Origin of the sequence: Burkholderia stagnalis, from assembly GCF_902830275.1 — a bacterium.
Lineage (GTDB): Bacteria > Pseudomonadota > Gammaproteobacteria > Burkholderiales > Burkholderiaceae > Burkholderia > Burkholderia stagnalis.
This window is the reverse complement of record NZ_CADESW010000002.1, coordinates 479715-495749: the sequence shown is the minus strand read 5'-3', so window position 1 is coordinate 495749 and position 16035 is coordinate 479715. Positions and strand designations below refer to the sequence as shown.

The window sequence follows — 16035 nt, the reverse complement described above, 5'->3', positions numbered from 1 at the left end:
AAAGGAACGTGCGATGAGTGAAGTCCAGACCGCCCACACGCACAGCGCGCCGCTCATCGGCGTGCTGATGGGTTCGAGTTCCGACTGGGACGTGATGAAGCATGCGGTGGCGATCCTGCAGGAATTCGGCGTGCCTTACGAGGCAAAGGTCGTGTCCGCGCACCGGATGCCCGACGAGATGTTCGACTATGCCGAGAAGGCCCGCGAGCGCGGCCTGCGCGCGATCATCGCGGGCGCGGGCGGCGCGGCTCACCTGCCGGGCATGCTCGCCGCGAAGACGACGGTGCCGGTGCTCGGCGTGCCGGTCGCGAGCAAGTACCTGAAGGGCGTCGATTCGCTGCACTCGATCGTGCAGATGCCGAAGGGCGTGCCGGTCGCGACTTTCGCGATCGGCGAGGCCGGCGCGGCGAACGCGGCGTTGTTCGCGGTGTCGATCCTGTCCGGCACGTCGGTCGACTACGCGAACCGCCTCGCCGCGTTCCGCGTGCGCCAGAACGAGGCCGCGCACGCGATGGTGCTGCCGCCGCTGGAATGAACGCAATGGGCCGCCCGCGAACCAGGGCAGCCCGGCAAACGGGTCGTCGAACCCGGATTGTCCTCACTGCGGCGGGCGCGCTGCCCGCCGCGACCGACCACTGACATGACCACTCCTCAATCCTCTTCCCCGATCCTGCCCGGCGCCTGGCTGGGCATGGTCGGCGGCGGCCAGCTCGGCCGCATGTTCTGCTTCGCCGCGCAATCGATGGGCTATCGCGTCGCGGTGCTCGACCCCGATCCGACCAGCCCCGCCGGCACGGTCGCGGACCGCCACCTGCGCGCCGCGTACGACGACGAGGCCGCGCTCGCCGAACTGGCGGCGCTGTGCGACGCGGTGTCGACCGAGTTCGAGAACGTGCCGGCCGCGAGCCTCGATTTCCTCGCGCGCACGACCTTCGTCGCGCCGGCCGGCCGCTGCGTCGCGGTCGCGCAGGACCGGATCGCGGAGAAGCGCTTCATCGAGGCGTCCGGCGTGCCGGTCGCGCCGCACGTGGTGCTCGAATCGGCCGCGGCGCTCGCCGCGCTCGACGATGCCGCGCTCGACGCGGTGCTGCCGGGCATCCTGAAGACCGCGCGCCTCGGCTACGACGGCAAGGGGCAGGTGCGGGTACGCACCGCGCAGGAAGCGCGCGACGCGCACGCGGCGCTCGGCGGCGTGCCGTGCGTGCTCGAAAAGCGCCTGCCGCTGAAATACGAGGTGTCGGCGCTGATCGCGCGCGGCGCCGACGGCCGCTCGGCCGCGTTCCCGCTCGCGCAGAACGCGCATCACGACGGCATTCTGGCGCTGACGGTCGTGCCCGCGCCGGCGGCGGACGCCGCGCTCGTCGAGCAGGCGCAGCAGGCCGCGGTGCGGATTGCCGACACGCTCGGCTACGTCGGCGTGCTGTGCGTCGAATTCTTCGTGCTGGAAGACGGCTCGCTCGTCGCGAACGAGATGGCGCCGCGCCCGCACAACTCCGGCCACTACACGGTCGATGCGTGCGCGACGAGCCAGTTCGAGCAGCAGGTGCGCGCGATGACGCGCATGCCGCTCGGCAACCCGCGCCAGCATTCGCCGGCCGCGATGCTGAACATCCTCGGCGACGTGTGGTTCCCGAACGGCGCCGCCGGCGACGCGGTCACGCCGCCGTGGGACCAGGTCGCGGCGATGCCGGCTTCGCATCTGCACCTGTACGGCAAGGAAGAGGCGCGCGTCGGCCGCAAGATGGGCCACGTGAACTTCACGGCGGCGACGCGCGACGAGGCGCTTGCCGCGGCCACCGCGTGCGCGCAGCTGCTGCGCGTGCCGCTCGACTGAGCGCCGTGCCGATGCCAACCGATCTCCCGACCTCCGTCACGCGCGAGCAGATCGACGCGGCCGCCGCGCTGCTCGATGCGGGGCAGCTCGTCGCGTTCCCGACCGAGACCGTCTACGGGCTCGGCGGCGATGCCGCCAACCCCGACGCGGTCGCGCGCATCTACGCGGCGAAGGGCCGGCCGGCGAACCACCCGGTGATCGTGCACCTGCCGCCGGGCGGCGATCCGGGCTACTGGGTCGACGCGCTGCCGGCCGATGCGCAGGCGCTCATCGACGCGTTCTGGCCGGGCCCGCTGACGCTGATCCTGAAGCGCCATCCGCGCATTCCGGACGCGGTGAGCGGCGGCCAGGACTCGGTCGGCCTGCGCTGCCCGTCGCATCCGGTCGCGCAGGCGCTGCTGGCCGCGTTCAGCGCGCGGCGCGGCGGGCACGGCGGCGTCGCCGCGCCGTCCGCGAACCGGTTCGGGCACGTGAGCCCGACGACCGCGCAGCACGTGCGCGACGAGTTCGGCGATACGGTGCACGTGCTGGACGGCGGGCCGTCGGAAGTCGGCATCGAGTCGACCATCCTCGACCTGTCGCGCGGCTTCCCCGCGCTGCTGCGCCCGGGCCACGTGAGCCCGCAGCAGATCGCCGACGTGCTCGGCCGCGCGCCGCGGCTGCCGGACGGCAGCGACGCCACCGCGCCGCGCGCGTCCGGCACGCTGAAGGCGCATTACGCGCCGCGCACGCCGCTCGCGCTGCTGCCGTTCGATGCGCTCGAGCCGCTGCTCGCGGCCGCGCATGCGGCGGGCGAGCGGGTCGCATTGGTTGCCCGCGCGTCGCGCGCGGGCCGCTGGGCGCAGGCCGCCGACGTCCATTTCGTCGCCGCGCCGGAAGATCCGCAGGCGTATGCGCGCGAGCTGTACGGGATGCTGCGCGCGCTCGATCGCGCGCAGGTCGTGCGAATTCTCGTCGAGAAGCTGCCGGACACCGTCGAGTGGATCGCGGTCAACGATCGCCTGGGCCGCGCGGCGGCCGCGTTCGAGGCGCGGGAGTAGGGCGGTCGCGCGCTCGTCCGGGAACCTGACGTACCGAACAGCGACACGCGACAAAAAAATGCCCGACCGGCGAACCGGTCGGGCATTTTCGTTTGCGGCCGCGAAAGGGCCGCGTGCGCCGCGCTTACTTGCCGACGCCGGTCGCTGCGATCTGCTGCTCGACGAACTGTGCGTACAGCGCGTGCAGGCGCGTCGACGGGTGGACGGAGTCGGCGAACATGAAGGTCTGGTCCGCGTTCGGCGTCGTGTAGGTCTGCGGCGAGCAGAACAGCGACGAACCGAAGGCCGTGGGCACCGGCGCGCCGAACTTCGTTGCGGCCGCCACCATCGCCTTCAGGTTGCACGCGGTGTCGGTGTTCGACACGGTGAAGCCGTTCGCCTGGTAGGCGGCCGCGATGCCGTCCTGCCACGTGAACACGTCGACCAGCTTGTACTTCGTCGGATCGACCTTGAGCGCGGCGAGCGTGCCCGCGAGCGTCTTGTTGAACAGCCCCGACAGTTGCGTGAACACGGCCTGCGTGCCGCCTTGCAGCGCGAGCGGCGTGCCGCCGATGTCCGGCACGTTCGACACGAACACGTGCGTGGCGCCCGCCGCGACGATCTGCTGCACGAGCCCGCCAAGCTGCTGCGCGGCAAGGCCGATCGCCTGCGCGGCCGCGAGCTGGGCGGCCGGCGTATTGCCCTGCGCCTGCGCGACCTGCGCCTGGTAGAAGATGTCGTTCGCGCCGCCGTTGATCAGCACGATCTGGCCGGCGTTGAAGCTGCCGTGCTGCGACAGGTACTGCTTGACCTGGTCGGCGATCGGCGTCGTCGTCGCCTGCGCGAAGTCCGAATTCGGCACGCTTGCGTCCGCGTGGCCGATGCCCGGCTGCAGCGTGACGCGCGAGCCGCCCTGCGCATAGCCGAGGCCGCCCGTCGCCTGCAGCGGGATGCCGAAGCCGCCCTGGTTGGCCGGCTGCAGCGTGTCGCCGTAGTACGTCGCGACGTTCTGCGTCCAGACCTGGCCCGGGTTGGTCGTGAAGCGGCCGCCGCCGAAGCCGAGCAGGATCTGCGAGTAGGTGCCGACGTCGGACAGGCTGTCGCCGAACGAGACGACCTGCATCTTCACGCCTGACGGCGGCGTGCTGGACGCGTTGTTGTTGTCGTCGCCGCCGCCGCCGCATGCGGCGAGCAGCGCGAGCGCGGCGCCGGCGATCGCGACCTGAGCGGTGCGCAGCAGGCGTTGCCGGGCGCGGGACGGTGCGGTGCGTTGTGGTTGCATCGTTGGATCTCCTCGTAGATATGGCCCGATGTCTTGCATCTGCCGCTTGCCCGCTCAGGTTCGGGTCGCGCGGCGGCCGTTGGCTGAAATGGATTCTAGTGTTGTCGGTGCGGGCCCGCGAACAGTGCGGCGCGGGGATCGTCGACGGCGGCGCCGACGATGCGTGCATGATAAGTGCTCGCCCGTTCAGGCGGGCCGAAAACCGCGGGCAGCGTGTCGCGCCAGCCGTAAACGGCGTCCTGCGGACGCTTGCGCGCGAGGTGCCGGGCTTCCCGGCCGATGCAGCGCAGGAAGACGGGCGCCAGTGCGAGCAGCAGCAATTCGACGTCGAATCGCATGGACGTGTCTCCTCCTATCCCCTGCAAGCCATGTGGCCGGGCCTGTGGCCCGATCGATATTGATCAGGGCAACAGCCTACGCAATCGGGTCGCGCTAGGCGAGGGGGCAGCGTAGAGGGTTCCCTCAGAGGACAGGGTTTCTACCGAAGCCGCGCCGTGCGGGGCCGGGCGGTGCGGCCCCGTTTTACGGAAACGGCTTGCGCGCGGGCCGGGCGGGCGTGCCGGCCCGGCCACGGCTCAGTGCGCGCCCGCGTAGATCCATTCGAGCAGGCTGTCGTGCGCGGCGCGCGCGGCTTCCGCGTGATCGTCGTTGATGAAGCTGACGACGACGTAGCTCGTGCCGTCCGCGCCCGCGACGTAGCCCGCGATCGCGCGCACGTCGCGCAGCGTGCCGGTCTTGATGTGCGCGTTGCCGAGCACGCCCGCGTTGGTGAGCCGGTTCTTCATCGTGCCGTCGATGCCCGCGATCGGCAGTGAATCGATGAATGCCTGCGCGACCGGGCTCGCGTTCGCGGCCTGCAGCAGCGCGGCGAGCGACTGCGCGCTCACGTGCTCGTCGCGCGACAGCCCCGAGCCGTTGTCGAGCGCGAGATCGGGCATCGCGACGCCGTTCTTCTGCAGGAACGCGCGGATCACGCGGCTCGACTGCTCGGGCGTGGCGGGCGGCTTGCCGCTTTCCGCGCCGATCGTCAGGAACAGGTTGCGCGCCATCACGTTGTTGCTGAACTTGTTGATGTCGTAGACGACGCTGCCGAGCACCGGGCTGTGATGCACGGCGACGGGCCGCGCGGTGGCCGGCACCTTGCCCTCGCTGACGGGGCCCGCGATGGTGCCGCCGTCCTGCTGCCACAACGCGAGGAAGCCGCGCGCGAAGAAGGTCGTGTGGTCGAGGATCGCGAGGTTGGTCGTGCGCGCGCCGCAGCGCAGCGGGTAGTCGCCCGCGAACGACGCGGTCAGCATGCCGTCGCCGGCCGTCAGCGTCGGGCGTGCGGCCGACGCCGCCGCGCCGCACGAGCCGCCGCCCTCGTAGAGCTGGTTGTCGATCGACAGGTTCGCGAGCGGCGGCAGCACGTCGACCGCGACCTTGCCGTCGTCGCCCGGCGTCACCGTGAACGAGATGGCCTTGAATGCGTACAGCAGCGGATCGGGGCCGACGTTGTACGGCGCGCTTGCGTCGTCGTCGAACGCCGGCAGGTCGCGCGTCGACGCCGCGAAATAGGTCTTGTCGAGCACGAGGCCGCCGTTCACGCGGCGGATGCCGGCCTTGCGGATCTTCTCGACGAGGTCGACCAGTTCCTCCGGCACGAGCTTCGGATCGCCGGTGCCCTTGATGTACAGGTTGCCCTGCAGCGTGCCGTCCGGGTCGACCGGGCCGTCCGCGTACGCGCTCGTGCGCCAGCGGAAGTCGGGGCCGAGGATCGACAGGCCCGAGAAGGTCGTCACGAGCTTCATCGTCGACGCCGGCAGCATCGGACGGCTCGCGTTCCATGCGATCAGCGGCTCCGGGTCGCCGACCCGCTCGACCACCACGCTCATCGCCGACGCGGGCACCTTCGCGCGCTGCAGCGCGACGAGCACGGCCGGCGGCAGCCCGGCCGCGCGCGCGGCGGCGGATACGGCGGGCGGCTTGTGCGCTTTCTTGCGGGCCTGCGCGGGCGGCGCGAAGGCGAGGGCGGTGCAGGCGGAGAGGACGGCGGCGGCGCGCAGGCAGAGGCGGGCGCGGGGCGCGAACCGGGCGGCGAGGACGGAAATCGGCATGGGCGAAGACGGGAAAACGGATGCGGGGGCGGCGCGCGCGGCGCCAAAGCGCACATTGTAGAGACAAGTGCGCGCAGGTCCGACGAAACCGCGCATCGGCAGGCCGTTCGCGCGGGCCGCCGGGCCGCACGCGCGATTCGCGGCGCTACAATGGTCGGCATGTTTCACTCGTCCCACGGATGCCGACCCAGATGCGGATATTGCTAGTCGAAGACGACCGGATGATCGCCGAGGGCGTGCGCAAGGCGCTGCGCTCGGACGGCTTCGCGGTCGACTGGGTGCAGGACGGCGAGGCGGCGCTCACCGCGCTCGGCGGCGAGGCGTACGACCTGCTGCTGCTCGACCTGGGCCTGCCCAAGCGCGACGGCATCGACGTGCTGCGCACGCTGCGCGCGCGCGGGCTGTCGCTGCCGGTGCTGATCGTCACCGCGCGCGACGCGGTGGCCGACCGCGTGAAGGGGCTCGACGCGGGCGCCGACGATTATCTGGTCAAGCCGTTCGATCTCGACGAGCTCGGCGCGCGGATGCGCGCGCTGATCCGCCGCCAGTCCGGGCGCAGCGAGTCGCTGATCCGCCACGGCGGGCTGACGCTCGACCCGGCGTCGCACCAGGTGACGCTCGACGGCGCGCCGGTCGCGCTGTCGGCGCGCGAGTTCGCGCTGCTCGAGGCGCTGCTCGCGCGGCCGGGCGCGGTGCTGTCGAAGAGCCAGCTCGAGGAGAAGATGTACGGCTGGGGCGAGGAAATCGGCAGCAACACCGTCGAGGTCTATATCCACGCACTGCGCAAGAAGCTCGGCTCGGACCTGATCCGCAACGTGCGCGGGCTCGGCTACATGGTCGTCAAGGAAAGCTGACGCGTGAGGTCGATTCGTCATCAATTGCTGATCTGGCTGCTGGCGATCGTCGTCGCCGGCGTGGGCGTCGCGGGCTGGCTGATCTACCGGCAGGCGCTCGCGGAGGCGAACGAGCTGTTCGACTACCAGCTGCAGGAGATTGCTGCGGCGCTGCCGTCCGAGCCGTTCTCGCAGGTGTTCGGCTCGCGCACCAACGGCGACGAAGGCATCGTGATCCAGATCTGGAACCGCAACGGCGTGCTGATGTACTTCTCGCATCCGCGCGCGCCGATCGCGCCGCGCGCCGAGCTCGGCTTCTCGACCGAGCGCACCGACCGCGGCGAATGGCGCGTGTACGGCGCGATCGTCGGCGACAACGTCGTGCAGCTCGCGCAGCCGCTGTCGGTGCGCAACCGGCTCGCGGCGAACGTCGCGCTGCGCACGCTGTGGCCGCTGATCGTGCTGCTGCCGTTCCTCGGCGCGGCCGTGTGGATGATCGTCGGGCGCGGGCTCGCGCCGCTGCGGCGCGTGACGCGCGCGGTCGAGGCGCGCCGGCCGGAGGCGCTCGACCCGCTGGCCGATTCGCCGTTGCCGCTCGAGGTGCAGCCGCTCGTGCACGCGCTGAACGGGTTGCTCGCGCGGCTGTCGGCCGCGCTCGACACGCAGAAGGCGTTCGTCGCCGACGCCGCGCACGAACTGCGCACGCCGCTCGCGGCCGTGCAGATCCAGGCGCAGCTCGTCGCGCGCGCGAAGGACGATGCGTCGCGCCGCGAGGCGCTCGTCGACCTGCAGGACGGCGTGACGCGCGCGACGCGCCTCGCCGAGCAACTGCTCGCGCTCGCGCGCGCGGAACCGGACGGTGGCACGGTGCGCGAGCCGCTCGACCTGCAGGCACTGCTTGCCGAATGCGTGACCGCGCACGCGCCGCTCGCGCAGCGGCGCCATATCGATCTCGGTTTCGAGGAGTGCCGGCCGGCGCGGGTCGTCGCCGACGTCGCCGCGCTGCGCGTGATGTTCGGCAACCTGCTCGACAACGCGGTCAAGTACACGCCCGACGGCGGCCGCATCGACGTGTCGCTGACGCGCGACGCGGCCGGCCGCGCGTGCGTGCAGATCGGCGACAGCGGGCCGGGCATCCCGGCCGACGAGCGCGAGCGCGTGTTCGACCGCTTCTATCGCGACAGCTCCGCGCGGGCGCGCACCGACGTGTCGGGCAGCGGGCTCGGGCTCGCGATCGTCAAGCGCGTCGCGACGCAGCAGGGCGCGACGGTGTCGCTCGGCGACGCGGCGGCGGGCGGCCTGCTCGTCAGCGTCGTGTTCCGCGACGCCGACGTGCCGGCGGAGGCGCCGGCGGCCGTCTGACGCCGGCCGTTCGAGCGCTTCAAACCCCGCTCAAGGCTGATTAAGCCTCCTTTAAGCCAGCGCCGTTACGCTGCGTCGTAACAATGAGGAGGTCCTACGATGAACACCCGAATCCTGACGCGTGGCGCCATTGCCGTCGCGGTGGCGGCCGCGCTGTCCGCCGGCTACGTCGCGGGCACCCGGCACGCCGATCCGCAGATCATCACGCCCGCGCAGGCAGCCGCGCTGATGCCGGCCGAAGCGGCCGCGAAGACCGGCATCCCCGATTTCTCCGGGCTGGTGGAAACCTACGGCCCGGCGGTCGTGAACATCAGCGCGAAGCACGTCGTGAAGCAGGTGGCGTCGCGGCGCGGGCCGCAGCTGCCGATGGATCCGAGCGACCCGTTCTACCAGTTCTTCAAGCACTTCTACGGCCAGATGCCCGGCATGGGCGGCAACGCGCAGCCCGACGACCAGCCGAGCGCGAGCCTCGGCTCCGGTTTCATCATCAGCCAGGACGGCTATATCCTGACGAATGCGCACGTGATCGACGGCGCGAACGTCGTCACCGTCAAGCTGACCGACAAGCGCGAATACAAGGCGAAGGTGGTCGGCGCGGACAAGCAGTCCGACGTCGCCGTGCTGAAGATCGACGCGGGCGGGCTGCCGACGGTGAAGATCGGCGATCCGGCGCAGAGCAAGGTCGGCCAGTGGGTGGTCGCGATCGGCTCGCCGTACGGCTTCGACAACACGGTGACCTCCGGCATCATCAGCGCGAAGTCGCGCGCGCTGCCCGACGAGAACTACACGCCGTTCATCCAGACCGACGTGCCGGTCAACCCCGGCAACTCGGGTGGCCCGCTGTTCAACCTGAAGGGCGAGGTGATCGGCATCAACTCGATGATCTATTCGCAGACGGGCGGCTTCCAGGGCCTGTCGTTCGCGATCCCGATCAACGAGGCGATCAAGGTCAAGGACGAGCTCGTGAAGACGGGCCACGTGAGCCGCGGGCGCCTGGGCGTCGCCGTGCAGGGCATGAACCAGACGCTCGCGAGCTCGTTCGGCCTGCAGAAGCCGGACGGCGCGCTCGTCAGCTCGGTCGATCCGAACGGCCCGGCCGCGAAGGCGGGCCTGCAGCCGGGCGACGTGATCCTGGCCGTCAACGGCGTGCCGGTCGCCGATTCGACCGCGCTGCCGGCGCAGATCGCGAGCCTGAAGCCCGGCTCGAAGGCCGATCTGCAGGTGTGGCGCGACAAGTCGAAGAAGACGATCAGCGTGACGCTCGGCTCGCTGGCCGACACCAAGCTCGCAGCGAACGAAGGCGGCCCGGTCGAGCAGGGCCGGCTCGGCGTCGCGGTGCGGCCGCTGTCGCCGCAGGAGCGCAACGCGGCGCAGCTGTCGCACGGGCTGATCGTGCAGCAGGCGGGCGGCCCCGCCGCGTCGGCGGGCATCCAGCCGGGCGACGTGATCCTCGCGGTGAACGGCCGGCCGGTGACGAGCGCCGAACAGCTGCGCGACGCGGTGAAGAATGCGGGCAACAGCCTGGCGCTGCTGATTCAGCGCGACAATGCACAGATCTTCGTGCCGGTCGACCTGAGCTGATCGGGGCCCGCGCCCGCGCGAGCCCGCCCTGGCCGGGCGCGGCGGCCCGGCCGCCTGCGCTGCCGTGGTGCCCGGCATCCCTTCCGACTCAAAGGAGAGTGCCATGCAATATCCACGCAGAGTGTCCCGATTCGCGATCGCCGCGGCGCTGGCCGCGGGCCTCGCGGCCGGCGCAAGCGGCGCGTACGCGCAGTCGGATGGCTTGCCGGCCCCGCGCCGGCAAGGCGACGTCAGCTTCGTGTCCGGCGGCGTCGGCCAGGACGAATCGACGGCGTTCCAGCGCAACGAGGCGGCCTGGCCGCTCGCGTTGCGCTTCACCGGCGCGGGCGGCGAATTCCTCGCCGACGTCCACGTGCGGATTACCGACGAGAAAGGCGCCGAGGTGCTGAAGACCGACGCGCGCGGGCCGTACATGCTCGTGAAACTGCCGCCGGGCCGTTACACGGTGCTGGCGTCGTACCAGGGCAAGGACCAGACGCGCAGCGTGACGATCACCGCGAAGGGCGGCGTCAAACAGGCGTTCACGTGGGCCGCGAAATGACCGGCCATGTGCGGTTTTGGCGACGGACGCACAATTCGTGCGACTTTCGCCGATAATGAAAGCCACGGCATCCGCGCCGTGGCTTTTTTGCTTCTTGTGCGAACCCCGGCCAGCCTGCCGGAACGTCCGTTGGGGAGAACGATGTCTGATGCAGTCGATCCTCGCCTCGAAATCGTGCCGAACCGTCACCGCGTGCGTGTGATCCATCAGGGGATTACGTATGCGGATTCGCTCGGCGCGCTGACCGTGCGCGAGGCGGGCCTGCCCGACGTCCACTATCTGCCTCGCACCGACGTCAACATGCAACGGCTCGTGCGGTCGAGCCTCACGACGGTCTGCGGGCTCAAGGGGCATGCGAGCTATTTTGATTTGCAGACCGAAGACGGCGTGATCGAGAACGCCGCATGGAGTTACGAGGAACCGAAGGAGGCGGCGCTGGCGCTCGCGCGCTATGTCGCCTTCGATGCCGCCAGGGTCGACGGTCTCGTCGAGACGTCCTGAGCCGGCAAGTGTTCATCGGGGAGGCATCATGGAACTGAACGACGCACTTCGCATTCCGCTTGCGCCGTCGGTGGTCCGGGAGTCGCTGGAGGACATCGCGCTGCTGCGCGCGAGCTTCGACCATTGCGAATCGTTCGTCGAGCTGGCGCGCGGCGAGTACGCGCTGACGCTGACGGTGCCGCTCGGCCCGCTGCGCGCGCGTTACGACGTGCGGGCGCACGTCGCGGGCGAGCAGGGCGACGCGCAAGGGCTGCCGCGCCGGATCCTGAACTTCAAGGCGCGGGCCGACGGCCTCGGCGCGCTGCGCGGCCAGATCGATATCGTGCTGTATCCGGAAGCGGAGGACGCGGGCGCCACCCGCGTCGAGTACGTGGTGTGGGCGACGGCGACCGGGCCGCTCGCCGAACTGCCGGCGCGGCAGATCGAGAACGCGCTCCACGAGTGGGCCGACGATTTCTTCAGCGAGTTCTGCGCGGTCGTGCAGGCGAAGCACGGCCTCGCGCCGAACCTCGCGCGCACGAGCCCGCAGCGGCGCCAGCACGTGTTCCTGCGTCCCGCGTCGCTGGCGGCCACCGCCAAGCGGCCGCCGTTGCAGCATCTCGGCAACGCGCTGACCGGCCGGGCAGCCAGCGCGCTGCCGCACCGCGCATCGGGCACGGTGCCCGTCTGGGCGTGGGCGGCGATGATCCTGTTCGTCGCGATGCTGCTCTACGCGGCGCGCTGGTTCAACGGCTGAGTCAACGCTGGGCACGAACCGGCCGGCCGCCGCCCGCGCGGCGGCCGTCAGCGCCGCGCGTCGGGCGGCGTTCCACGAAATTCCCGTCGATAGGCCGACGGCGACGTGCCGAGCGCGCTCGCGAAATGCAGGCGCAGCGACACGCTCGAGCCGTAGCCGGCCGCCTGCGCGATCGCGTCGATCGAGTGTCCCGTGGTTTCCAGCAGGTGCTGCGCGCGCGCAAGCCGTTCGGCCTGCAGCCAGGCGGTGACGGTCGTGCCGGTCGCGTGGCGGAAGTGGCGCGTAAATGTGCGCCGGCTCATCAGCACGCGCGCCGCGAGCGAATCGACGCTGTGCGCGGTATCCAGGTGCGCGCGCACCCAGTCGAGGAGGCCCGCGAGCCGCGCGTCGCGCGGGTGCGCGGCGACGGGCTGCGGCACGTATTGCGCCTGTCCGCCCTGGCGGTGCGGCGGAATCACGAGGCGCCGCGCGATCTGGTTCGCCGCTTCCGTGCCGAAACGCCGGCGCACCACGTGCAGGCAGCAGTCGAGCCCGGCGGCGGTGCCGGCCGACGTCATCAGGTTGCCGTCATCCACGTAGAGCACGTCGGGATCGAGCTTCACGCGCGGAAAGCGCTGCGCGAAGTCGTCCGCCCACGCCCAGTGCGTGGTGGCCGGGCGACCGTCGAGCAGGCCCGCGGCCGCGAGCACGTACGCGCCGAGGCACAGCCCGACCAGCAGCGCGCCGCGCTCGGCGGCGGCGCGCACCGCGTCGAGCAGCACCGCCGGCGGGGTTTCGGCCGGGTCGCGCCAGCTCGGGACGATGACGATCTGCGCGTCGTCGAGCGCGTCGAGGCCGAGCGGCGCCGAGATCGTGAAGCCGCCCGTCGTCGCGAGCGGGCCCCGATCCGCCGAGCACACGCGGAAATCGAACGCGGGCGTGTCGGCCGCGTCGCGTTCGCGGCCGAACACGACGGACGGCACCGACAGGTGGAACGGACTGATGCCGTCGAACGCGATCGCGGCGACGACGGTGGGCGAGGCGTCAGCGGCCATGGCAGGCTCCGGAGCGGGATGGCCTGATTCTATCGAAGAATGGCAATCGGGCCACTGTCGCGGCCGGCGGCGCGGCTCGACAATGCATCGCATCGCGCTGCCGACCGCCCCGCGCCGGGGCGGGGCGGCGCGTCCGAACCTGGAGAACGCCATGACGAAACCCGCTTCCCGCCGCGCGCTGATCGTGATCGACGTGCAGAACGAATACGTGACGGGCGACCTGCCGATCGAATACCCGAGCGTCGACACGTCGCTCGCGAACATCGGCCGTGCGATCGATGCCGCGCATGCGGCCGGCGTGCCGGTGATCGTCGTCCAGCACGTCGCGCCGGCCGGCGCGCCGATCTTCGCGCCCGGCACCGACGGCGTCGCGCTGCATCCGGTAGTCGCGTCGCGGCCGTACGCGCACCGCATCGAGAAGGCGCATGCGAGCGCGTTCGCGGGCACCGATCTCGCCGCGTGGCTCGACGCGCACGGCATCGACACGCTCGCGGTGGCCGGCTACATGACCCACAACTGCAATGCGTCGACGGTGTACCACGCCGCGCACGCGGGCCTGGGCGTCGAGTACCTGGAGGATGCGACGGGCGCGGTGCCGTACGAGAACGCGGCCGGCGCGGCGAGCGCCGAGGAGATCCATCGTGCGTTCACGGTCGTGTTCCAGTCGAACTTCGCGGCCGTGATGTCGACCGATGCGTGGATCGCAGGGCTGGCGGGCGGCGCGATGCCGGCGCGCGATTCGGTGTCCGGCTCGAACCGGCGGGCGCGCGCGCGTCGCGCCGAGGCGGCCTGAGCGGGGGCCGGTTCGTTCGCCGGGGGCGGCCGGCGGCCGGTGGCAGAGCGGGGCCGCGAGCCGGCTCTACTCTATATAGAGCCAGCAATCCGCCGCCGGCAGGCTGCATCAATCCTCGTCCTTCAGCATCGCCGGGCTGTAGCGCAGCATGTCGAAACAGCCGTCGACGAGTTTTTCCGCGTGCCGCTCCGCATCGATCTCGTCGGGCAGCATCAGCATGTCGCGCACGAAGCCGCTTACGAGCGTATGCAGCATCAGCGTCGCGCGCCAGGTATCGAGCCGCTCGGGCAGCAGCTTCAGCCTGACGGCCATCGCGAGATCGCCTTCTATTGCGTGCAGCGCCTCGCTCATGCCGGCGCGATTGCGCTGCAGCAGCGGCTCCATGTCCGCGACGTACTCGCACTTCATGAACAGGATGCTGAACACGCGGCGCAGCTGCGAATCGCGCTGGACCCCGAGCAGGCACCAGATCAGGATCTTGCGGACCTTGTCGAGCGGGTTGCTGCCTGGCGCGTCGCTCGGCATCGTCTTCAGCTCGTCGATCGGCAGGAAGACGCGGTCGAACATCGCGTCGAACAGTTCGGCCTTGTTCGCGAAGTGCCAGTAGATCGCGCCGCGCGTCACGCCGGCGTGCTGGGCGATGTCCGCGAGCGACGTGTGCGATACGCCTTTCTCGAAGAATACGTGTTCGGCGGCGTCGAGGATGCTGTTGCGCGTGGCAAGGGCTTCCTCCTTGGTGCGTCTGACCATATGCAGGCCTGGGGTGATCGATCGGTGGGCGGGATAATAAGGTTCACACCCTCGCTCCGGAAGTCCAAAACCGGATATGCTTGCGATTCGTAACAATCCGTAATACCGATTCGTGGGGTGGGCTGAGAGGGCTTTTTACATACATTCGTGAATGTATATACAATAGCACCCTACGATCGAATGGCCAAAGGGGCAATCAGTTAATATCCCAGCTGCTGATTCCCGCCAAAGTACCAGGCCGCAGTTCGCGGCGTCTCGTCGGCACTGTGGTCTCGTGCCGCTTGCTGTATCCAGCAGTCCAGTAATTCAGGTGTTCGATCTGCGCCGCGAGGCGCATCCGTGTTGCGCTCGGGTCGGGTGCAGCACTCATTCCATTGGTTATACACAGAGGTCGCTCCATGCGCGTCGAACGGGTTCCATACCGCCTAATCACTGTCGCGACGGCCGCCGTTTTCCTGGCCGCGTGCGGGAAAAAAGAATCGGCACCGCCGCCGCAAACGCCGGAAGTCGGCGTCGTCACCGTCCAGCCGCAAAACGTCGCGGTGTTCACCGAGTTGCCGGGCCGCACCAACGCATTCCTCGTCGCGCAGGTGCGCGCGCGGGTCGACGGCATCGTGCTGCGCCGTGAATTCACCGAAGGCAGCGACGTCAAGGCCGGCCAGCGCCTCTACAAGATCGATCCGGCGCCTTACATCGCGCAGCTGAACAGCGCGAAGGCGACGCTCGCGAAGGCGCAGGCGAACCTCGCGACGCAGAACGCACTCGTCTCGCGCTACAAGGTGCTCGTTGGCGCGAACGCGATCAGCAAGCAGGACTACGACAACGCGGTGGCCGCGCAAGGGCAGGCCGCCGCCGACGTCGCGGCCGGCAAGGCCGCGGTCGACACCGCGCAGATCAACCTCGGCTACACGGACGTCGTGTCGCCGATCACGGGCCGCGTCGGCATCTCGCAGGTCACGCCGGGCGCCTACGTGCAGGCGAGCCAGGCGACGCTGATGTCGACCGTGCAGCAGCTCGACCCGGTGTACGTGGACCTCACGCAGTCGAGCCTCGACGGGCTGAAGCTGCGCCAGGACGTGCAGAGCGGCAAGCTGAAGACGAGCGGCCCGGGCGCGGCGAAGGTGTCGCTGATCCTGGAAGACGGCAAGACGTATTCGGAGCCGGGCAAGCTGCAGTTCTCGGACGTGACGGTGGACCAGGCGACGGGCTCGGTGACGATCCGCGCGATCTTCCCGAACAAGGACCGCGTGCTGCTGCCGGGGATGTTCGTGCGCGCGCGCATCGAGGAAGGCGTGAACGAGAACGCGTTCCTGGTGCCGCAGATCGGCGTCACGCATGACCAGAAGGGCCAGGCGGTCGCGCTGGTGGTCGGCGCGGACAACAAGGTCGCGCCGCACCAGCTGACGACGGCGGGCATGCAGGGCCAGGACTGGGTCGTCGAAGGCGGCCTGCAGGCGGGCGACCGCGTGATCGTGCAAGGCATCGACAAGGTGCGCCCGGGCGCGACCGTGAAGGCCGTGCCGGCGACGCTCGCGCAAGCGCCGGGCGCCGCTTCGGGCGCTGCCGCAACCGCCGCGCCGGCTGCCGCGGGTTCGTTCGCCGCCGCATCGGGTGCAGCCGCATCGGGCGCAGCGGCTTCGAGCGCCGCCGCGTCGAGCGCGCAATAACAGGGA

General features: G+C 70.6%; 15 protein-coding genes and 1 pseudogene. 11 read left to right on the top strand and 5 right to left on the bottom strand.

The features are described from left to right. The first annotated feature begins 13 nt into the window (after nt 1–13). From purE to HWY45_RS06245, 3 genes are all read left to right on the top strand, one after another. Entirely contained in the window at nt 14–535 is a 522-nt protein-coding gene (purE, locus tag HWY45_RS06255) for a 5-(carboxyamino)imidazole ribonucleotide mutase (RefSeq protein WP_031402584.1), read from the top strand. A gap of 105 nt (nt 536–640) precedes the next feature. Beyond that, complete coding sequence (locus HWY45_RS06250; RefSeq protein ID WP_059879766.1) at nt 641–1834, top strand: 5-(carboxyamino)imidazole ribonucleotide synthase; 1194 nt, start codon at nt 641–643, stop codon at nt 1832–1834. Between the two features lie 11 nt (nt 1835–1845). Then, nucleotides 1846–2874 (top strand): L-threonylcarbamoyladenylate synthase, encoded by a 1029-nt coding sequence (locus tag HWY45_RS06245; RefSeq protein ID WP_059557178.1) that lies wholly within the window; start codon nt 1846–1848, stop codon nt 2872–2874. Between the two features lie 124 nt (nt 2875–2998). Here the strand turns inward: HWY45_RS06245 and HWY45_RS06240 are convergent, their stop codons facing one another. From HWY45_RS06240 to dacB, 3 genes and pseudogenes are all read right to left on the bottom strand, one after another. Then, complete coding sequence (locus tag HWY45_RS06240; protein WP_059879763.1) at nt 2999–4135, bottom strand: SGNH/GDSL hydrolase family protein; 1137 nt, start codon at nt 4133–4135, stop codon at nt 2999–3001. A 209-nt stretch (nt 4136–4344) separates the two neighbouring features. Beyond that, nucleotides 4345–4473: pseudogene (locus HWY45_RS06235) on the bottom strand (sterol desaturase family protein); the annotation flags it as partial. Nucleotides 4474–4710: 237 nt separating this feature from the next. Further along, nucleotides 4711–6231, bottom strand: a complete 1521-nt coding sequence (gene dacB / locus HWY45_RS06230; protein WP_059879760.1) for a D-alanyl-D-alanine carboxypeptidase/D-alanyl-D-alanine endopeptidase — start codon at nt 6229–6231, stop codon at nt 4711–4713. 191 nt (nt 6232–6422) lie between these two features. Between dacB and HWY45_RS06225 the strand changes: the two genes are divergently transcribed. From HWY45_RS06225 to HWY45_RS06200, 6 genes are all read left to right on the top strand, one after another. After that, nucleotides 6423–7085, top strand: coding sequence for a response regulator (locus tag HWY45_RS06225; RefSeq protein ID WP_059557338.1), 663 nt, complete (start codon nt 6423–6425; stop codon nt 7083–7085). A gap of 3 nt (nt 7086–7088) precedes the next feature. After that, nucleotides 7089–8426: an ATP-binding protein gene (locus HWY45_RS06220; RefSeq protein ID WP_059879757.1), complete on the top strand. Its 1338-nt coding sequence runs from the start codon at nt 7089–7091 to the stop codon at nt 8424–8426. A 99-nt stretch (nt 8427–8525) separates the two neighbouring features. Further along, the gene (locus HWY45_RS06215) at nt 8526–10007 is read left to right on the top strand and encodes a DegQ family serine endoprotease (RefSeq protein WP_059879754.1); all 1482 of its coding nucleotides are present in this window, start codon (nt 8526–8528) and stop codon (nt 10005–10007) included. A 103-nt stretch (nt 10008–10110) separates the two neighbouring features. After that, nucleotides 10111–10548 (top strand): carboxypeptidase-like regulatory domain-containing protein, encoded by a 438-nt coding sequence (locus HWY45_RS06210; RefSeq protein WP_059879751.1) that lies wholly within the window; start codon nt 10111–10113, stop codon nt 10546–10548. A gap of 141 nt (nt 10549–10689) precedes the next feature. Further along, complete coding sequence (locus HWY45_RS06205) at nt 10690–11049, top strand: DUF427 domain-containing protein (protein WP_059879748.1); 360 nt, start codon at nt 10690–10692, stop codon at nt 11047–11049. A 28-nt stretch (nt 11050–11077) separates the two neighbouring features. After that, nucleotides 11078–11785, top strand: a complete 708-nt coding sequence (locus tag HWY45_RS06200) for an SRPBCC family protein (protein ID WP_059802128.1) — start codon at nt 11078–11080, stop codon at nt 11783–11785. A gap of 47 nt (nt 11786–11832) precedes the next feature. Here the strand turns inward: HWY45_RS06200 and HWY45_RS06195 are convergent, their stop codons facing one another. Continuing rightward, nucleotides 11833–12819 carry a helix-turn-helix domain-containing protein gene (locus tag HWY45_RS06195; protein WP_059879746.1) on the bottom strand — a complete coding sequence of 329 codons (987 nt, stop codon included), beginning with the start codon at nt 12817–12819 and terminating at the stop codon, nt 11833–11835. Nucleotides 12820–12970: 151 nt separating this feature from the next. Between HWY45_RS06195 and HWY45_RS06190 the strand changes: the two genes are divergently transcribed. Beyond that, a complete protein-coding gene (locus HWY45_RS06190; protein ID WP_150999200.1) occupies nt 12971–13612 on the top strand; it encodes a cysteine hydrolase family protein in 642 nt (213 codons plus the stop codon). Nucleotides 13613–13720: 108 nt separating this feature from the next. Here HWY45_RS06190 and HWY45_RS06185 read toward each other — a convergent pair whose 3' ends face one another. Next, nucleotides 13721–14362, bottom strand: a complete 642-nt coding sequence (locus tag HWY45_RS06185) for a TetR family transcriptional regulator (protein WP_059557200.1) — start codon at nt 14360–14362, stop codon at nt 13721–13723. 398 nt (nt 14363–14760) lie between these two features. Between HWY45_RS06185 and HWY45_RS06180 the strand changes: the two genes are divergently transcribed. Then, nucleotides 14761–16029: an efflux RND transporter periplasmic adaptor subunit gene (locus HWY45_RS06180; RefSeq protein WP_059879740.1), complete on the top strand. Its 1269-nt coding sequence runs from the start codon at nt 14761–14763 to the stop codon at nt 16027–16029. Nucleotides 16030–16035: the final 6 nt, after the last annotated feature.